This window comes from Entomomonas moraniae, from assembly GCF_003991975.1.
In the GTDB taxonomy this organism is placed as follows: domain Bacteria; phylum Pseudomonadota; class Gammaproteobacteria; order Pseudomonadales; family Pseudomonadaceae; genus Entomomonas; species Entomomonas moraniae.
The window spans coordinates 2845027-2865241 of record NZ_CP029822.1 but is presented as its reverse complement, the minus strand read 5'-3'; the positions used below and the strand labels follow the sequence as shown (position 1 = coordinate 2865241).

19 protein-coding genes are annotated in these 20215 nt (G+C 39.0%); 2 read left to right on the top strand and 17 right to left on the bottom strand.

The genetic code is table 11. The annotated features are described in order from the left end of the window. Window positions 1–27: 27 nt before the first annotated feature. The 15 genes from fabZ to DM558_RS13240 form a co-directional block, all read right to left on the bottom strand. Complete coding sequence (gene fabZ, locus DM558_RS13310) at window positions 28–471, bottom strand: 3-hydroxyacyl-ACP dehydratase FabZ (protein WP_109704392.1); 444 nt, start codon at window positions 469–471, stop codon at window positions 28–30. Between the two features lie 71 nt (window positions 472–542). After that, a complete protein-coding gene (lpxD, locus tag DM558_RS13305) occupies window positions 543–1589 on the bottom strand; it encodes a UDP-3-O-(3-hydroxymyristoyl)glucosamine N-acyltransferase (RefSeq protein ID WP_127164429.1) in 1047 nt (348 codons plus the stop codon). Between the two features lie 9 nt (window positions 1590–1598). Beyond that, window positions 1599–2102, bottom strand: a complete 504-nt coding sequence (locus DM558_RS13300) for an OmpH family outer membrane protein (protein WP_109704070.1) — start codon at window positions 2100–2102, stop codon at window positions 1599–1601. Between the two features lie 45 nt (window positions 2103–2147). Next, the gene (bamA, locus tag DM558_RS13295) at window positions 2148–4505 is read right to left on the bottom strand and encodes an outer membrane protein assembly factor BamA (RefSeq protein ID WP_127164428.1); all 2358 of its coding nucleotides are present in this window, start codon (window positions 4503–4505) and stop codon (window positions 2148–2150) included. A gap of 58 nt (window positions 4506–4563) precedes the next feature. Beyond that, complete coding sequence (gene rseP, locus DM558_RS13290; RefSeq protein WP_177412512.1) at window positions 4564–5907, bottom strand: RIP metalloprotease RseP; 1344 nt, start codon at window positions 5905–5907, stop codon at window positions 4564–4566. A gap of 9 nt (window positions 5908–5916) precedes the next feature. Next, window positions 5917–7098 carry a 1-deoxy-D-xylulose-5-phosphate reductoisomerase gene (ispC, locus tag DM558_RS13285; protein WP_228411758.1) on the bottom strand — a complete coding sequence of 394 codons (1182 nt, stop codon included), beginning with the start codon at window positions 7096–7098 and terminating at the stop codon, window positions 5917–5919. 2 nt (window positions 7099–7100) lie between these two features. Beyond that, window positions 7101–7907 (bottom strand): phosphatidate cytidylyltransferase, encoded by an 807-nt coding sequence (locus DM558_RS13280; protein WP_127164426.1) that lies wholly within the window; start codon window positions 7905–7907, stop codon window positions 7101–7103. A gap of 3 nt (window positions 7908–7910) precedes the next feature. Beyond that, the gene (locus DM558_RS13275) at window positions 7911–8660 is read right to left on the bottom strand and encodes an isoprenyl transferase (protein WP_127164425.1); all 750 of its coding nucleotides are present in this window, start codon (window positions 8658–8660) and stop codon (window positions 7911–7913) included. Between the two features lie 10 nt (window positions 8661–8670). Continuing rightward, a complete protein-coding gene (gene frr, locus DM558_RS13270; RefSeq protein ID WP_109704075.1) occupies window positions 8671–9228 on the bottom strand; it encodes a ribosome recycling factor in 558 nt (185 codons plus the stop codon). Then, a complete protein-coding gene (pyrH, locus tag DM558_RS13265; protein ID WP_109704076.1) occupies window positions 9218–9967 on the bottom strand; it encodes a UMP kinase in 750 nt (249 codons plus the stop codon). Before pyrH ends, frr begins: the two co-directional genes overlap by 11 nt. A gap of 144 nt (window positions 9968–10111) precedes the next feature. Next, the gene (locus tag DM558_RS13260; RefSeq protein ID WP_127164424.1) at window positions 10112–10972 is read right to left on the bottom strand and encodes a DUF2071 domain-containing protein; all 861 of its coding nucleotides are present in this window, start codon (window positions 10970–10972) and stop codon (window positions 10112–10114) included. Window positions 10973–11058: 86 nt separating this feature from the next. Further along, a complete protein-coding gene (locus tag DM558_RS13255; protein ID WP_164731465.1) occupies window positions 11059–11778 on the bottom strand; it encodes a DUF2071 domain-containing protein in 720 nt (239 codons plus the stop codon). 213 nt (window positions 11779–11991) lie between these two features. Next, window positions 11992–12864: a translation elongation factor Ts gene (tsf, locus tag DM558_RS13250; protein ID WP_109704079.1), complete on the bottom strand. Its 873-nt coding sequence runs from the start codon at window positions 12862–12864 to the stop codon at window positions 11992–11994. A 106-nt stretch (window positions 12865–12970) separates the two neighbouring features. Continuing rightward, complete coding sequence (gene rpsB, locus DM558_RS13245) at window positions 12971–13717, bottom strand: 30S ribosomal protein S2 (RefSeq protein ID WP_109704080.1); 747 nt, start codon at window positions 13715–13717, stop codon at window positions 12971–12973. A 173-nt stretch (window positions 13718–13890) separates the two neighbouring features. Beyond that, a complete protein-coding gene (locus tag DM558_RS13240) occupies window positions 13891–14133 on the bottom strand; it encodes a hypothetical protein (RefSeq protein WP_127164422.1) in 243 nt (80 codons plus the stop codon). 109 nt (window positions 14134–14242) lie between these two features. Here DM558_RS13240 and DM558_RS13235 point away from each other — a divergent pair, with 109 nt between their 5' ends. Beyond that, window positions 14243–14692, top strand: coding sequence for a carboxymuconolactone decarboxylase family protein (locus DM558_RS13235; protein WP_127164421.1), 450 nt, complete (start codon window positions 14243–14245; stop codon window positions 14690–14692). A gap of 1 nt (window position 14693) precedes the next feature. Here the strand turns inward: DM558_RS13235 and DM558_RS13230 are convergent, their stop codons facing one another. Both DM558_RS13230 and uvrA read right to left on the bottom strand, forming a co-directional pair. Then, window positions 14694–15458 (bottom strand): transporter substrate-binding domain-containing protein, encoded by a 765-nt coding sequence (locus DM558_RS13230; RefSeq protein WP_127164420.1) that lies wholly within the window; start codon window positions 15456–15458, stop codon window positions 14694–14696. 119 nt (window positions 15459–15577) lie between these two features. Beyond that, window positions 15578–18439, bottom strand: a complete 2862-nt coding sequence (gene uvrA, locus DM558_RS13225; RefSeq protein WP_127164419.1) for an excinuclease ABC subunit UvrA — start codon at window positions 18437–18439, stop codon at window positions 15578–15580. A 338-nt stretch (window positions 18440–18777) separates the two neighbouring features. Here uvrA and fumC point away from each other — a divergent pair, with 338 nt between their 5' ends. Continuing rightward, window positions 18778–20178 (top strand): class II fumarate hydratase, encoded by a 1401-nt coding sequence (gene fumC, locus DM558_RS13220; RefSeq protein WP_127164896.1) that lies wholly within the window; start codon window positions 18778–18780, stop codon window positions 20176–20178. Window positions 20179–20215: the final 37 nt, after the last annotated feature.

Below are 20215 nucleotides of genomic sequence, written 5' to 3'. Positions count from 1 at the left end.
AATTTTGCGATTAATGAAAAAAGCCGTTTATAGCTTTCTCTCAGCACAAATTACTTCGGCCGCTGCTACTTCCTTACCATCAACTAAGGCTTTACACTCAAATTTCCAAATGGTTCGCTTAACCCCTAAAAATTTCGCTCTTAACTCTAGTCTATCACCTGGCACAACAGGTTGGCGGATTCTTAACTTATCAGAACCCACAAAATAATAAACCGTTCCATCATCAGGTTTGGCATTCATCATTTTAAAACTTAAAATCCCTGCTGCTTGAGCCATAGCTTCTAAAACTAAGACACCTGGCATTATCGGGTTATCAGGGAAATGCCCTTCAAAAAAAGGCTCATTGATCGTTACATTTTTATATGCACGAATCGTTTTCTCATCAGTATCTAAATTCAATTCTTCAACACGATCCACCAACAAAAATGGGTAACGTTGTGGTAAATGCTCGAAAATTTCTTTTATATCCATCTTCATTAACACGGACCTATCTATTCTATAATGTAATTTTACTAAGAAGTATATTATAAAAATATACTACCCTACGACGAACTTTTATTATTAAGCTCAATATTTGCTAATTTTTTTTCTAATTGCTGTATTTTTCGTGCCATTTCATCTAAATGCCTAAATCGTGCAACACTTTTTCGCCATTCCGTTGATGTTTGCATAGAAGTACCAGATGAATAAGTACCCGGCTCAGAAATAGAACGTGTAACCATTGTCATACCTGTTAGCATAACATTATCACAAATTTCTAAATGGCCAGCCATACCAACACTACCCCCAATAATACAACGTTTACCGATTTTTGTACTACCAGAAATACCTACACAAGCAGCCATTGCTGTATGATCACCTACTTGGACATTATGGCCAATCATAATCTGATTATCTAGTTTAACATCGTTACCGATCACGGTATCAGCTAATGCACCACGATCAACAGTAGTATTAGCACCGATCTCGACATCATCACCTAATGTAACACCGCCAATTTGTGCAATTCTAAACCAGTCACCTTTATCGATTGCAAAACCAAAGCCTTCTCCACCAAGGACAGCGCCTGATTGGATAACAACTCTTTTACCTATTTTAACATCGTGGTACAGCGTTACTCTCGGGGCTAGCCATCCCCCCTCACCAATAATACAACGTGCCCCAATAAAACAATGAGCACTGATAGTCACACCTGCGCCAATTACTGCATCAGACTCAATAACAGCATAAGCCCCAATAGCCGCGGTAGGATCAATCTTCGCTGTATCGGCTACAACGGCGGTAGGATGAATACCTGATTTACTAATAGGTTTGGTATCAAATAAATAAGAAATCTTTGCATACGCAAGATAAGGATCATCTAATAGTATTGCATTACCTTCGAAAAAATCAGCTTGTTCTTTTTTAAGTAGTACAGCACCTGCTTTTGTCTCAGATAAAAACTTTTTATATTGGGCATTTGCTAAAAAACTCAAATCTTCTTCAGTAGCAGTTTGTAAACTTGCTAAACCACTAACCATGTGTTGAGGATTACCTTTAACAGTTCCTTCAAATTTTTCAGCTAACTCTGCCAGTGTATACTTGGGCATAATAACGCCTTATTTCATTTTATTTAAACGGTCGATAACTTGTTTAGTAATATCATATTGTGGTTTTACATCAACAACAGCACCACTTTCTAATACTAAATCATATCCGCCTGCTTTCAAAGATTCTTCAACTGCTTTATCTAATTTTGGTTTAAGAATTTTAAGCATGTCTTGATCAGCTTTCATCTTACTATCATTTAACTCTTTAGACTGAACTTGAAAATCACGTGCTTTTTGGTTAAGTTCTAGCTCTAAGCGTTCTCTTTCTGCCTGCTGCATTTTTGAGCTATTTTTAACTAAATTATCTTGAATTTTTTTAGCTTGCTCTTCTAATGCTTTTAATTTCTGAACTCTTGGCCCAAAACGCTTTTCAGAATCCTTTGCGTACTTTTGTGCTACATCCGACTCAAGTAAAGCCATTTGATAATTCAAGACAGCAACTTTCATCTCAGCAAAAGCTGGTGCGCTGACGGCTAAAAGAGCGACTAGCACGTACTTGGTGTATTTACGCATAAACTATACTCCTGATACTTACAATATTTATAAACTATTAACTTATTAGAAGGTTTGTCCCAATGAGAACTGGAATATTTGAGTGTCAGCACCGTCGGGTTTTTTAATCGGAGCAGCTAAACTAAAGCTTAGAGGCCCAAATGCAGTCACCCACGTAACACCAACACCAACAGAACTTGCTAAGTCACCAAAGTTTGGATTATTACAGTATTTGGTTGTTGAAAGTGGACAATTGTTACTAAACACATTACCCGCATCCCAAAAAATAGACGTTCTTATTGATCGTTGATCACTGACAAAAGGTGTTGGAACAATCAACTCTACACCACCAGTGATTAAAATATTACCACCAAATGGGTCATCATCATCGCTCCAATCATTAGCATAATAGCTATTATAATATCTATAGCTTCGCGTACTACGAGGACCCAATGAACCATCTTTAAATCCACGTACTGAGTTATAACCACCTGCATAATAGTTTTCATAGAAAGGCAGTATCTTCGTTGAGCCATAACCGTCACCATAGCCTAAATCCGTATGGAAGCGTAATACATAACTATCTGTAATCGGTTTAAAGTATTGGGCACTATAATCTATCTTATAGAATGTCAAATCACTTCCTGGAATAGCCACTTCTAGAGATAAGGACTGCGAACCGCCTCTTGTAGGAAGTAAACCACGATTTAGCGTAGACTTGCCCCAACCAACATTTAACTTATAGTTTAAATAGTTAGTACCGTATTTATCTGTAAAGTCATAAACTTCTTCAGCACTTGCATTACCTGTTTTGATTTTATCATTTTGGACAACTAGGCCATAGTTGACACTAGAGGTTTCACTAATCGGATAACCAAAACTAAAACCTGCACCCAAGCTATCAACAGAGTAACTTGTATAATCCACATCTAATTTAGAATAGTCAGTAGTTCTATAGAAAACGTTATAACCTAAACTAACACCATCAACGGTCCAGTAAGGGTTCAAGTAGCTAAAGTTTAAATTGGTTTGATAGTCACTACGTGTCATACCAATACCTACTTTATTACCTGTGCCTAAAAAGTTATCTTGCTTGATAGAACCACCTAAAACAAGTCCTGAGCTTTGCGCAAACCCGACAGAAGCAGATATAGAGCCAGAAGGTTGCTCTTCAACGGTATAGTTCACATCAATTTGGTCATCAATACCCGGAACACTAGGTGTTTCAACCTTTACTTCTTTGAAATACCCTAATCGCTCTAAACGCGTTTTTGACTGGTCAATCAAATAAGTAGAGGCCCATCCTCCCTCCATTTGACGCATCTCACGACGTAAAACAACATCTTCCGTTTTCGTATTACCTCGGAAATTAATTCGATTAACGTAAACACGCTTACCAGGATCAACCGTAAAAGTAATAGAAACCGTTTTATTTTCAGCATTAATTTCAGGAATTCCACGAACATCCGCAAAAGCATAACCTTCATTTCCTAATCTTCGGCTGATTAACTCAGAGGATGTAATCATTAATTTACGAGAGAATACTTGTCCACTTTTTACTAGCAAAAGATCACGCAAAGCACTTTCTTGTAACTTTAAATCACCAGCAAGCTTAATATTACTAATATGGAATTTCTCACCTTCATCAATATTTACTGTGATGTAAACACTCTTTTTATCAGGTGTTATAGATACTTGGGTCGAAGAAATATCCATATTTACATAACCACGATCCATATAATAAGAGCGCAAACGCTCTAAATCACCCGCTAATTTTTCGCGAGAATATTTGTCACTGCTACTAAAAAAGCGATACCACTTCTTTGTTTTCAATTCAAACAAGTTAGTTAATGTATCTTCAGGAAATACTGTATCCCCTACAATATTGATGTTAGCAATGGAGGCAACAACACCTTCATCTATTTTAATTTTTAAACGAACGCGGTTTCTCGGCTCAGAAATAACTTCTGTCTCAATATTGGCGGAATAACGTCCCTGAGCAACATATTGGCGTAGCAGTTCATTACGTACACGTTCTAATGTTACTTGTTGAAAAATTTCGCCATCTGCTAGACCAGCTTGGCGTAAACCTTTCAACAAATCCTCTGTTTTGATAGCTTTATTACCAGTAATATCAATACTAGAAATCGTCGGTCTTTCAACAACCGTAATAATCAGTACATTGCCACTACGACTTAACTGTATATCTTGAAAATAACCTGATCTAAACAAAGCACGAGAGGCTTCGGCTAGCATATCTTCATCAACTTCGTCATTAATCTTGATGGGTAATACGGTGAAGACACTGCCTGCTGAGACCCGCTGTAGTCCATTAATTCGAATATCAGAAATAGTAAAGGACTCTGCATAAATCCTTGGAGAGATTGCAGCAGCAAAGACTAGGGGTAGTAACAAATATTTCATGCTGTCCTTTTTATCCTGAATAATACCTGAACAATAAAATCAAACTTTAAATTCTGCATTATAACCAATTTAAGTCATTCATAATAGCAAATAACATCACACCAATCATTAAAAATATGCCAAGTTGTAACGCCATCCCTTGTATTTCGTCAGATAGAGGGTGTCCTCTTACCCATTCAATGATATAAAACAGCAAATGGCCACCATCTAATACAGGTATTGGTAAGAGATTCAGCACTCCCAAACTGATGCTGAACAGCGCCAAAAACTTTAAGAAATAAAGAAATCCTGAACTAAAACTAGAACCAGCCACTTTTACAATCGAAATAGGGCCACTTAGATTCTTTACTGACACCTGCCCTGTAAACATTTTCTTAATAGAGGTTAATGTCACAAAACTAAATGCCCACGTTTGCTCAAACGACCTTAATAATGAATCGCTTAAACTATAATTCACATGACGTAACTTTGTTTCTGGCCAATCCATTTTACCCGATAACTCAACACCCATATAACCCAGACTTGAATCATCGGGCATCGTCATTAATCTAACATTAGCAACATAATTTTGACCATTACGCTCATAGCCAATCTTTACATTTTGATAGGGCATTTTTTTGATTTCATCCGTTAACATCTGAAATCCTGTAATTGGCTGATCATTAAAGTAATTTAATACATCACCACCTTTTAAACCGGCCTTCTCAGCGGCTCCTCCAGCAGTCACGCCACTTAAAAGAATTTGAATGGGGGGGCGATAAGGTTTTATGCCTATCCCTGAGAAAACGTCGGGTTGTGCGACACCCCGCAACCAGTCATTAATAGCTAATGGGTACAGTTTTTCTTGATCATCTTCTTTTACTCTAAGGGTAATACTCCCTGTCTCACCCAATCGCTTAAAAAGCTGTAAAGAAACATCTCCCCACGTCTGTGTGGATACATCATCAACGGCAAGGATCTCTGTCATTGGCTTAAGCCCAGCAGCACTTGCAATACTTTCTGGAGAAACTTTTTCAATAATGGGAATAGGTTCTTTAGAACCGACAAGAGCTAATACAAAAAAAATCAGAATAGCCAAAATGAAATTTGCAACAGGCCCTGCGACGACAATAGCCATACGCCTTCCAACAGACTTACGATTAAAAGCGTAAGGCAACTTCTCGGGTGGGATTTGCTGATCGGTCTCGCGCTCATCCAGCATTTTCACATAACCACCCAGAGGGATCATAGCAATTACATACTCTGTCCCTAAGCGATCATGCCAACGAACTAATGGTTTACCAAAACCAATAGAAAAACGTATTACTTCAACACCACAACGGCGAGCCACCCAAAAATGACCAAACTCATGAATGGTGACTAGTACACCTAAAGCAATAATCGCTCCAAATAACATTGACATATTAGAACACTACTTTCCTAGCTTTTTCAGATAGTTACACGAAGACTTTCGCGCTTCTGCATCTTCTTGCAGAATAGTTTCAAGAGAGTCAGCCTGAATGACTGGCTGCTTATCTAATACATAATCAATTAACTGTACAATTTCTGTGAACTTTATCTTACTTTGTAAAAACGCTGCAACAGCCACTTCATTAGCTGCATTTAAAATAGCAGGAGCCGTACCTCTGGTAATCATAGCCTGCTCGGCCAATTTTAAACAAGGAAAACGTTCGTTATCAGGTTGATGAAAATCTAGTTGTGCTATCTTAAATAAATCAAGGGGTGCAACGCCAGATGCTATTCTCTTTGGCCATGCCAGCGCATGAGCTATTGGCGTACGCATATCAGGATTGCCTAACTCTGCTAATACACTACCATCAGTATAAGCAACCATAGAGTGAATAATACTCTGAGGATGAATAACCACCTCGATCTGTTCAGGCTGTGCATTGAAAAGCCAACAGGCTTCAATAAACTCAAGCCCTTTATTCATCATAGTGGCTGAATCAACAGAGATTTTTCGCCCCATAGACCAATTGGGATGTGCACAGGCTTGTTCTGGCGTTACATTAACTAACTGTTCTTTTGGCGTATTTCGGAATGGACCACCAGATGCTGTCAGTAATATTCGCTCCACGCCCACTTCATCTAAGTTTCTTTTAAAAGAGCTCGGCATGCACTGAAATACAGCATTATGTTCACTATCAATAGGCAATAATGTAGCATGATAATCTTCAACTGCCTGCATAAATAAAGCACCAGACATAACCAATGCTTCTTTATTAGCTAACAGGATTTTCTTTCCTGTTTTTACTGCAGAAAGTGTTGGCAATAAGCCTGCTGCCCCGATAATAGCGGCCATCACGGCATCTACATCTGGATGACTAGCGACATCACATAACGCTTGAGAACCACTCAAAACTTCAGTTTTAATGCCATTTTCTTGAAGACTTTGCTGAACAGAAAGCCTATTGGCCTCATTAGCAACAACGGCATACTGAGGACGAAACTGAATACATAACTGTACTAACTCTGCAATCCTTGTATGTGCGGTCAATGCAAACGCTTCGTAACACTCTGGATGTCTTGCAATAACATCTAGAGTACTTTTACCAATAGAGCCAGTTGCTCCTAAAACACAAATACGTTGCACAATTAGCTACCAAGAACCCATAACAATAAAACAGCAACTGGTATCGCTGCGGTTAGACTATCGATTCTGTCTAATACGCCACCATGCCCCGGTAATAAATTACTGCTGTCTTTAAGACCCACTTCGCGTTTAAACATACTTTCTGTTAAATCACCTAGGACGGAGAAAGTCACTAAAATAACTAAACAAATTAAGCCAATAAGTAACTTATCGTCGAAAATATTTGTTTTCATATAAATAATTAAGCCGACAACAACTGCCGCTAGCATGCCTCCCCATAGACCCTGCCAGCTTTTGCCCGGACTTACTTTAGGAGCAAGTTTATCTTTACCCCATGTTCTCCCAGCAAAATACGCGCCAATGTCAGCCGCCCAAACAAAGAGCATAATACTAAAAATAATCCAATTACCATACTCATCTTGCTTTAATAACATAAGCCCCTGCCAAGCAGGTAATAAAATGAGTAATCCTATTACATATTTTGTTGTGTTATTTTTCCAATAACTCGCTGAATCTGGAAAGCCCAGCACTAATAACCAAGCAAACCCCCACCAAAAAATACCTAGCAATACAACTAATCTAGCGACTGAAGGCATATTCCACAACAAGATGAGGAGCAATGCGCAAATACCTGCATAGGTTAAGCGACTATTTGACTCTTCGAGCCCTGCCAATCTTGCCCATTCCCATGCACCTATTGTCACTACTGCACCAACAAAAATAGCAAAAGCGCGACCATCCAGATAGAAAAACCCCCATAAAGCAATAGGAATAAGTACCAATGCTGTTAATACTCGTTGTTTTAACATGTTCTACTCTCCTCGCTCTATTTGCTCGCTAGTTTTACCAAAGCGACGCTGCCTTGCGGCAAAATCAGCCAATGCTTCACGCATAGCTTCATGCTTAAAATCGGGCCAAAACATTTCTGAAAAATAAAGCTCTGTATAAGCTAACTGCCATAATAAGAAATTACTAATCCTATGTTCTCCACCTGTACGAATACATAAATCAGGCATAACAAGAGGAGATGTTACTAAATAATTTTCTATATGGTTGATTGTAATTTCATCGGGTTGTATATTGCCTGCTACTACATCGTTGGCTATTTTCTGAGTGGCTTGTAAGATGTCCCACTGCCCACCATAATTAGCTGCAATTTGTAATACCAAACCATTATTATTTGATGTTAAATTCTCAGCTTCTTTCATTGAGCTTTGTAGCTCTTGACTAAATGCAGAGCGCTCACCAATGATTTTTAATCGCACATTATGCTGATTCAACTTTTTAACTTCTTGTTTTAGCGCCCATAAAAACAGTTTCATAAGTGCTTGTACTTCGACTGCCGGCCTTTGCCAATTCTCGCTAGAAAAAGCAAATAAAGTTAAAACTTCAATCCCCGACTCAATGCAAACCTCCACAACTGCACGTACAGCCGCAACACCAGCTCTATGGCCTGCCACATGGGGTAATAATCGTTTTTTTGCCCAACGATTATTACCATCCATAATAATTGCTACATGCCTTGGTATTGCAGAAGCAATAAACTGCTTTGTGTCTTTCATAAACAGTTTATTAGACAGCCATTAAATCAGTTTCTTTCTGCTCTAATGCTTTATCAACCTCAGCGATAAATTTATCTGTTATTTTTTGAATCTCATCTTGAGCACGTCGATCTTCATCTTCACTGATTTCTTTATCTTTCAGCAAATCTTTTAATTGCGTAATAGCATCACGTCGAATATTTCGAATCGCTACCCGTGCGTTTTCCGCCTCAGAACGTGCTTGCTTTGTATAACCTTTACGAGTTTCTTCAGTTAAAGGTGGCATAGGAACACGGATAACAGTGCCCGCAGAAGCAGGATTTAATCCTAAATCTGATGTCATAATCGCTTTTTCAACCGCTTGCGCCATGCTTTTATCAAATACTGTCACTACCAACGTTCTGGAGTCTTCAACAGTGATATTAGCAGCCTGATTGAGTGGTGTATCAACACCATAATAAGGCACAGAAATAGATTCAAGAATACTAGGGTGTGCGCGACCTGTTCTAATTTTAGCAAACGCTTGGCCTAATGACTCAACCGTTTTATGCATACGAGTTTGTGTATCTTTTTTAATTTCATTGATCATTCTTTTCTTCCTCAATCAATGTACCCTCAGTTCCACCGACAACAATATTAAGAAGGGCACCGGGTTTATTCATATTAAACACACGAAGCGGCATGTTATGATCTTGACATAAACAAATAGCGGTCAGATCCATTACTTCCAACTTACGTGATAAAACTTCTTCATAAGTTAATCGATCAAACTTCTTAGCATCAGGATCTTTAAATGGATCAGCGGTGTACACCCCATCCACTTTAGTCGCTTTTAAAACAACATCAGCATCAATCTCAATTGCTCTTAAACAAGCCGCTGAATCTGTTGTAAAGAAAGGATTTCCGGTTCCTGCTGAGAAAACTACAACTTCCCCAGAGTTAAGATGTCTCATTGCCTTACGGCGGTCATAATGGTCTGTCACACCTACCATTGATATTGCAGACATAACCAAAGCAGGAATATTAGAGCGCTCTAAGGCATCTCTCATCGCAAGGCCATTCATTACAGTGGCCAGCATTCCCATATGGTCGCCCGTAACCCTATCCATTCCGACAGCTGATAACGCAGCCCCTCTGAATAGATTACCACCACCAATAACCAACCCGACCTGCACTCCAATACCCACTAACTGACCTATTTCTAGCGCCATACGGTCAAGTACTTTCGGGTCTATTCCAAAGTTCTCACTTCCCATTAACGCTTCACCACTAAGCTTTAATAAGATGCGTTTGTAGCGTGGTTGTCTTAATCCCACTTGCTGAGCCATTTTAAATCTCCTGCAGGTAACTATTTAAGCGGCTATATTTTAATATCAATAACATTTGGGGCGTCATTATTCCGAATTGTTACCATTTGTTCAAGTTTAATATTATAGATACGTCATAAACAATATAAAAAATATTTCATAACCTCACTTTAGAATTTTTTCCCATAACACATCAAATGGAATGTAAGGCACTATAAAACAAAAGGGTTCTGAAGGATTTCCATTTAATTCATCTAAAAATGGGGTTATACCTTCTTCAAACTTTAATGGCGTAATAGTTGAAAGATCAACAGGTAACCGAATACCTGCCCTTACAATCTTCTGAATAGAATCTGCATAACAAATAGCTGAACCTTGTAAACAAATAAACCTTAAAGCAGCTTCCTTACTACCAAAATAGTCTTCAAATTCTTTAGGCAACCAGTCCTTATCCTCCATAACCGACAAAGTAGCATCTAATGAAGGTGCACTCCCTATCCCACCCTCAATATGAATATTGTAGTGGTCAAACTCTTTATTAAAGATAAATTTAGGGGAAAAATGAGAAGGTTCTATATCACTCGTTAATCGTGTTCCCATTGCAAACAACAAGCTATCAAAGGTGTTTTTTAAATAAAGAATAACCCCCTTATCTAAACAATCATTCTTTGGTAACTTATTTACATATACACGCCAACTACTCTGTAATGGGGAAGGAAAAATTCTTCTTAATGGCCCTACATAAACGGGTGCAAAATGATGATGCCGATAGGTTAGCACTGTAATCAGTGTTCGCCCACGCTGCTCACAAATTCCAACACCCTCTGGAATATAGTCAGCCAAGCTTTTACTATCCACAAGCCAGCTCATATAAACAACATCTTTCACTTCACTGCGCAGGGTCGGAAAAGGCAAACAATAAAACGCGGTTCGCCTTATAAATAAAATTAGTTTACTATTAAATAAAATATTGCAAATGGTTCCTAATTTGCTCTGTGTTGGATGCCTATATCTATTATTTTTCATTTAACTATCCTTAAATGACACCACCATTTCTAAGGAAACGATACACCATAACTCCTAACTATCCCTTACAATGCCAACTGACTAAACTATAAAACTCTCTCCCAAAGTACTGTAAAAGGCACGCTAGGGACAACAAAACAAAAAGGCTGTGATAGATTTCCCTGCAATGTTTCTAAAAAAGGTACATGGATACCATTAAGCTGCATCGGTTTAATGGTTGCAATATCAACTGGTAAATCAATGCCCGCATAAGCAACTTCTTTTGATGAACCAATTGAAGAAATAGCTGCTTTTTGTAAGCAAATAAACTCTAGCGCTTTTTGTATATCGCCAAAGTAGTACTCAAACTCTACAGGTAGCCAATGTTGAGAGTCCATTTCTGTCAAACGTGCCTGTAACTCGGGTGCACTCCCCTCGCCAGGGGTAATTATTGTCTCATAACAATCACCCTGTTTACTGTGTGTAAAAGAAGCTGCAAAATGCGAAGGTAATGCATCACTAAAAAGGCGGCTACCTATTGCAAATAAATGACTGTCTAAAATATTTTTTAAAAATAACACGACCTCTTGGTCATTGTTTGTTTTTAATGGCAATTGATCAACATAAAGTCGCCAATTGCTTTGTAAAGGAGATGGAAATAACTTACGAAAAGGGCCTAAAAAGGCAGGAGAAAAATGATGATGTTTATATGTCAAAATTGTAAACAAGGCACGTCCTTGTTTTTCAAAAAGGGTCACACCTTCGGGTATATAATCTTTAAACGCCTCAAGGTCAACCAACCAATTCATATAGACTACGTCTGTCACATCACTCTTCAACTTCAAGAATGGTAAGTAGCTAAAAAGCTTGCGCCTCATTGTCAAAATGACTTTATTATTGAGTAGGTAATTACAACAGGATCCCCAACAACTCTCAAAAGGATGCTTATAGTTATTATCAATCAAGCAGCTCACCCCAAATAAATCGACATAAAAAAAAGGTTATCTCATAAGATAACCTTTTTCTTAATACACAACTATTTATTTAGTTGCAGCTACTTGAGCAGCTACTTCAGCAGCAAAATCAACTTCTGCTTTTTCAATGCCTTCACCAACACCAAAACGTACGAAAGAAATAATTTTAGCACCTTGTTTCTTAGCGTGCTCACCAACTTTAACGCTATCATCTTTAACAAAAGCTTGACCTACAAGGCTTGCTTCGCTTAAGAATTTTTGAATACGGCCAGCAATCATTTTTTCAACCACTTCAGCTGGTTTACCTTCAATCTTATCTTTATTTAATGCTAAGAAAACTTCTTTTTCTTTCGCTACTAAATCTTCAGAAATTTCTTCTGGGTTTAATACTGCTGGGTTAGAAGCAGTAACATGCATAGCAATATCTCTGGCTAATTCTGAATCGCCACCACCTTGTAGTGCAACAAGAGCAGCAAGACGGCTGTTACTATGAACATAAGCACCAACTACATCCCCTTCAACCGCAGCAATACGGCGAATAGAAATATTTTCACCAATCTTTTGTACTAATGCTTGTCTTGCAGTTTCTTGTTGAGCAGCCAACTCAGCTACATCAGTAATCTTACCCGCAAATGCTTTTTCTAATGTGTCAGCCACAAAACCTTTGAAATTATCATCACGTGCCACGAAGTCAGTTTCTGAGTTAACTTCGATCATGATACCGTATTTACCATCAGCAGACACTTTAGCTGCAACCACGCCATCAGCAGCTACACGACCTGCTGCTTTAGCAGATTTTACAGCACCTGATTTACGTAATTCATCAATCGCTTTTTCAATATCACCAGCGGCAGCTACTAATGCTTTTTTACATTCCATCATGCCAAGACCAGTACGCTCACGCAATTCTTTTACTAATGCTGCAGTAATTTCTGCCATTTTTATATCCTCTTAATTAGCTTATAAACTTTAAATAGCTAGCTCTAAAGTCAGAAAAGGGGGCAATGCCCCCTTAATTTTATCAATTAAAGAAGGGCAATAATAATTAGCCTTCAGCAGCCTCATCAGCTACATTTTCTTCAACAAACTGTTCAGCTAAAGCAGCACCAGAACCTTGCTTAGCTGCTAATACTACATCAGCTGCAGTACCTAAATACAATTGAATCGCACGAATCGCATCATCATTACCAGGAATAATGTAATCAACACCTTCTGGATTACTATTTGTATCAACGATACCGATAACAGGAATCCCTAATTTGTTTGCTTCTGCAATAGCGATTTTTTCGTGGTCAACATCGACAACAAATAATACGTCAGGTAAACCACCCATGTCTTTAATACCACCAAGACTACGCTCTAACTTTTCTAAGTCGCGTGTACGCATTAATGCTTCTTTCTTAGTTAATTTATCAAAAGTACCATCTTGAGATTGAGCTTCTAACTCACGTAGGCGCTTAATAGACTGACGAATAGTTTTGTAGTTCGTCAACATACCACCTAACCAACGGTGATCAACATAAGGCATTTTGCAACGTGTTGCTTGCTCAGCAACAATTCTGCTTGCTGAACGCTTAGTACCTACAAATAATACCTTATTTTTTCCAGCAACTGCTTTTCCTAAGAAAGCCATTGCTTGGTTAAACATAGGTAATGTTTTTTCTAGGTTAACGATATGGATTTTGTTACGCGCACCGAAAATGTATTTACCCATTTTTGGATTCCAGTAACGAGTTTGGTGGCCAAAATGCACACCAGCTTGAAGCATATCACGCATTGATACTTGAGACATTTTTATTCCTCTATGGGTTAAGCCTCCATATATCCCAGCATTCAACCAAATAGGCACCCAGAATACTGTGTCGATATATGTGCGGGTTTTAAAAAATAGCCGTAAGGCCGAGTTAAGGGCGCAATTTATACCACATTTTCTAATTTTATGCTAGCACCTATTTCATTTATTGTTCATATGCTTTCCTTTCTTAGTCTATCAAAGGCTGGCCTTGCCTCTTTACTTCCTTGTTCTACTTGCTGGCTTGCAACAATAATAGCAGGGGGATCATTGACTAAGAACAACTCAAATTGTATTTTCGTAAGCGCCACTGTTCTTGACCAAGCTATTTGCCCAACAAGAATAGGTACTTCCAAAAAGTAGCCATGCTCATTTTTATATAAACAAAAATCACAATCACCTGATGATAATAACAATTTCTTTCTTTTTTATAGACCACTACCCACTTCTCTTCACTACCAACCATTATTGATACGCTATTTTAGTATATGATGTAAGTAATTAACGACAAATAGGCTATTTATTATGAAAAGAATCAATCTTGGCAAGTCAAACCCTACCCTCTATAAATGTGTAGCTGAGCTAGATAAACTGGCTTCACAAGTCATAAACGATGCAGGTATTGATGAAGGATTTTCACATTTACTTCGCCTAAGAGCCTCACAAATTAACCAATGTGCTTTTTGCATTCGACTGCACACACAAGATGCACTAAAACATGGTGAAAGCATCGAGCGTATCACCTTATTAAGTGCGTGGGAGGAAAGCCAGTACTTCTCTTCTTTAGAACGCAGTGCATTGAAATTAACCGAAAAAATCACCCTCATCGCAGATGATCAAGTACCCGAGGGCATTTACAAAGAAGCCGCAACATACCTTACAGAGGAACAAATTGCGGCCATCGAGTGGTTAGCTATCACCATTAACACGTGGAACCGCATAGCTATTTCAAGTCGCTATACGGCAGAACCTTAGGCTAGTAATCACCTAGCCATTGGCTAGTTACTTTTTGTCGCTCACCTGTTTGATTACTTAAATGCAACCATTGGTCAACATACAGTTTCCATGTCACATCACCTTTAGGCAACATGTAGGCTTTTTCACTGTATTGCATTGGTTGCCGGGGATTAATTGCACAAAGTGTAGGATTACGCTTTTGTTGATATAATGCTTCAGAAGTATCTGTAATCATCACATCATACTGCTTATCTACCAATTGCTTAAAAATACCCATGTTATCTGGAGACAATGTCAAATTAACCTTAGGTAAATAAGCATTTGCAAAGCGCTCGTTTGTTCCTCCTTTAGGTTCAATAACACGCACAGAGGGTTGATTAATTTGTTCAATTGTTTGATATTTGTCTTTATCTTCACACCGCACTAAAGGAATCTTCCCATCAACATCTAATCGATCAGAGAAAAATGCAATTTTTTGCCTCTCTAAGGTAACAGAAATGCCTCCCATAGCAATATCACACTCCCCTTTAAGGAAGTCAGGCGTTAAGGTTTTCCAAGTGGTTTTAACCCAATTGACGGTTACCCCTAATGATTTCGCTAAAGACTCAGCCATGGAAATATCAATCCCTTCATACTGATCTTTAGCTGTTTCATAGGTATAGGGCTTATAATCCCCTGTTGTGCATACAGTCAAAATACCTTTTTTTAATACCGTATCTAAACGCGATTCAGCACACACAACACTTGAAGATAATACAAGTAGCAACAGCCCTATTTTTTTCATTGATCGATCCCTTTAAAAACTAATAAATAGGGTTATTATCAAGGAGAATCAAATGATTAACAAGGGCGCATTAACATCAAACAATAACCACTGCCACTAGATAGCAACAGTGGTTTTACCTATTTAGATTTTTTCTTGGTTTTTTTAGCTTGTTGTTGAGACACCAGTAAAGGCTTTAAGAACCTACCTGTCCATGAATACTCAAGCTCTGCAATTTCTTCTGGTGTGCCTGAAGCAATAATTTTTCCACCTTTTGAACCACCCTCAGGACCCAAATCAACAATCCAGTCAGCAGTCTTAATCACATCTAAATTATGCTCAATCACCACTACTGTATTACCATCATTACGTAAACGATGTAACACTACTAACAGCTGCTGAATATCGGCAAAATGAAGTCCTGTGGTAGGCTCATCTAAGATATACAACGTTTTACCAGTATCCCGTTTAGAAAGCTCACGCGCCAACTTAACACGCTGGGCTTCACCACCCGACAACGTTGTAGCACTTTGTCCTAATTTAATGTAGGACAAACCTACATCAATAAGGGTTTGTAGCTTACGTGACAAAGCAGGTACCGCGTCAAAAAACTGAGCGGCGTCTTCTATGGTCATTTCTAGCACTTCATGAATAGTTTTACCCTTGTATTTAATATCCAAAGTTTCACGGTTATAACGCTTTCCTTTACACACATCACAAGGGACGTAGACATCAGGAAGAAAATGCATCTCAACCTTAATCACACCATCCCCCTGACAAGCTTCACAACGCCCGCCTTTCACATTAAATGAAAAGCGCCCCACATTATAACCCCTTGCACGCGACTCGGGCACCGCGGCAAAAAGCTCTCGAATAGGGGTAAAGATATTGGTATAGGTCGCAGGATTTGAACGAGGTGTACGCCCAATCGGGCTTTGATTAATATCAACCACCTTATCTAACTGATCAAGACCTTTAATAGAATCATACGCTGCCACTTCCAGTGTTGTTGCATTATTTAATGCTGTCGCAGCCAAAGGGTAAAGGGTATCATTAATCAATGTTGATTTTCCTGAACCAGAAACTCCTGTAATACAAGTAAATAATCCTAATGGAATGTGTAAATCAACGCCTGTTAAGTTATTACCTTTCGCACCCTTTAGTACCAATTCTTTTTTCTTATTATAGGCTGTGCGTTTTTCAGGTACTTCAATCTTCAAAATACCTGATAAATATTTACCTGTGATAGAGTCAGGATTTTTCATAATCTCTTCAGGTGTACCTTGTGCAACAATGGCACCACCATGAACACCTGCACCTGGGCCAATATCTATCACATAATCTGCCAATCGGATAGCATCTTCATCGTGTTCAACAACGATGACGGTGTTACCTAAATCCCTCAAGTGGGTTAAGGTTTTAAGCAGCCTATCATTATCACGTTGGTGCAAACCGATTGAGGGTTCATCTAAAATATACATCACCCCCACTAAACCAGCACCTATCTGGCTTGCTAAACGAATACGCTGTGCCTCACCACCTGACAAAGTCTCCGCGCTACGCTCCAAGGTTAAATAATCCAACCCCACATTGACCAAAAACTCTAAACGCTGGCTAATCTCTTTCAGTATCTTCTCAGCAATAGCACCTTTAGTTCCTGTTAGCTTAAGGGTTGAAAAGTATTGGTAGCAATCTTCTATGGGTAACTGAACAACCTCAGGTAATGTTTTCTCACCCACCCAAACAAAGCGTGCCTCAGGACGTAATCTTGTACCTTTACAGTCAGGGCAAGCCCTTGTACTAATTAACTTAGCAAGATCTTCACGAACACTTTGGGACTCCGTTTCATGGTAGCGACGCTCTAAGTTAGGTAATACCCCCTCAAAAGGATGTTTACGTTTTACAACATCACCACGATCATTTAAATAATTAAAGGTAATTTGCTCTGTTCCACTGCCATTTAACACTAGCCCTTGTTGCTTCTCTGTTAAATCCTTAAATGGCGTATCTAAGCTAAATTTATAATGCGTTGCCAGCGAGTTGAGCATTTGAAAAGTATAGGCATTACGTCTATCCCAACCTTTAATAGCCCCCTCGCCCAACGTGAGCTCATCATTCACAACTCGACGGGCATCAAAGAACTGTTTAACGCCTAAGCCGTCGCAACTAGGACAAGCCCCAGCCGGATTATTAAATGAAAACAGTTTAGGTTCTAGCTCGCTGATAGAAAAGCCACAGATAGGACATGCGAACTTAGCCGAAAACAAAATCTCATCAAGCTCTTCACCTTCCATGGGGGCAATAATCGCAGTATCATCTGCTAGCTTAAGTGCTGTTTCAAAAGACTCTGCCAAGCGCTGCTGAATATCAGGTTTTACCTTAAAACGATCAATCACTACATCAATACTGTGTTTTTTTTGTTTATCCAGTTTAGGGAGCTCGTCTAGCTCATAAAGTCGCCCATCCACACGAGCACGAACAAACCCTTGGGCGCGCATTTCTTCAAATACAGCCAGATGCTCACCTTTACGCTCTTTGATGATAGGTGCCAGTAGCATTAGTTTGCTGCCCTCAGGTAGCGCCAATACCTGATCAACCATTTGGCTTACGGTTTGCGCTTCTAATGGTTCATCATGCTCAGGGCAATGAGGCGTTCCTACTCGAGCATATAGCAAACGTAAGTAGTCATAAATCTCTGTAATCGTTCCCACAGTTGATCGCGGATTATGTGAGGTGGATTTTTGCTCAATGGAAATGGCAGGCGACAACCCCTCAATGGAGTCAACATCGGGCTTCTCCATCATTGATAAAAACTGTCTCGCATAGGCAGATAAGGACTCAACATAACGTCTTTGCCCTTCTGCATAAAGTGTATCAAACGCCAGTGACGACTTACCCGACCCTGACAATCCCGTCACGACAATTAATTTATCACGAGGTAAAGTTAAATCTATGTTTTTAAGATTATGGGTACGCGCACCACGAACAGATATATTTTCCAAAACAGCCTCATTTTGAGAATAAAAATCAAGTCGACTACTATAACACCAGAGAAAAAACGATGCTAATTAACTATGGATATAGCTAGATTAACCAGCCATCTTGCATAACATAGTGCTACTTCAATATTTTAAAAGCCATTATCGTGAAAAAAATGTTACAGATTATTTAACAAGAACAGAATAAAGAGATACCAAATGCGATAAAATCTATCTTTAGTATGATGGCAAATCAAAAAGATGTTACAAACAAAAATAAAGAAATAGGAACCCTTTTTAATCAAGGGTATCGAAATTAACTACGAAAAAACTAATAAAAAAAGGAAATCATGATGACTAGAATGCGTAAAGAACGTGACTCAATGGGTGAAATTGAAGTACCTGCCGATAAGTACTGGGGGGCGCAAACAGAGCGCTCAATGCTAAACTTTAAAATAGGTGTTGACCGTTTTAAAATGCATCCAACAATCATTCACTCACTGGGTTTATTGAAAAAATCAGCCGCCTTAGCGAATAAAGACCTTGGCGAAATTCCGCCGGATGTTGCGGATGCTATTGCTAAAGCAGCCGACGAAGTGATTACAGGTAAACTCAATGATAACTTTCCACTCGTTATCTTTCAAACCGGTTCAGGCACGCAATCGAATATGAATGCTAACGAAGTTATCGCTAATCGTGCTGTAGAAATATTAGGCGGACAAATTGGTGATAAGAGCGTTGTTCATCCTAATGACCATGTTAACTGCGGACAGTCATCGAATGACACATTTCCTACCGCCATGCATATAGCCGTAGTGTTAGAGCTCTTTAATCGACTCTTTCCCGATGTCAGTAAATTAAGAGACACTCTTCATAAAAAAAGCATTGAATACAAAGAAGTGGTTAAAACTGGACGTACCCACTTGCAAGATGCAACCCCCATTACGCTAGGCCAAGAAATAAGCGGTTGGGTTGCACAAATTGACTTTGCATTAGACACCATTAAATATGCTTTACGCGGACTCTATAGCCTTGCTATCGGCGGAACTGCTGTTGGAACGGGTTTAAATGCACACCCTCAATTTGGTGATCGTTGCGCTGCTAATATTGCAGATCTAACGCAGCAACCCTTTGTATCATCCCAAAATAAATTCTTTTCACTTGCTGCCCATGATGCCTTAGTCAATACCTCATCCGCATTGAGAACATTGGCAGGCGCCCTTTTTAAAATAGCCAATGATGTCCGATGGTTGGCCAGCGGTCCACGTTGTGGTATTGGTGAGCTATTAATTCCTGAAAATGAACCTGGATCTTCTATTATGCCTGGCAAAGTAAATCCAACACAATGCGAGGCACTGACTATGGTTTGTGCTCAAGTTTTTGGTAACGATGCCACAGTAGCCTTTGCGGGAACACAGGGTAATTTTGAACTGAATGTTTATAAACCCGTAATGGTCCATAATGTTCTAGAAAGCATTAATCTATTAGCCGATGCTTGCCTTTCCTTTAATGAGCATTGTGCTGTGGGTATCGAACCTAATTTACCTGTTATTAATAAACACCTTGAAAATAACTTAATGTTAGTCACCGCCTTAAACAAACACATTGGCTACGATAAAGCAGCACTGATCGCAAAAACCGCCCACAAAGAAAATAAAAGTCTAAAACAAGTAGCACTTGAACTGAAACTAGTCTCAGAAAAAGATTTTAATGAATGGGTCAATCCATTAGCGATGACAAATTTAGACAGAAGCCAATTCTAAGCCTTATTCCCTTGTGTTTAAAACACACAAGGGAATA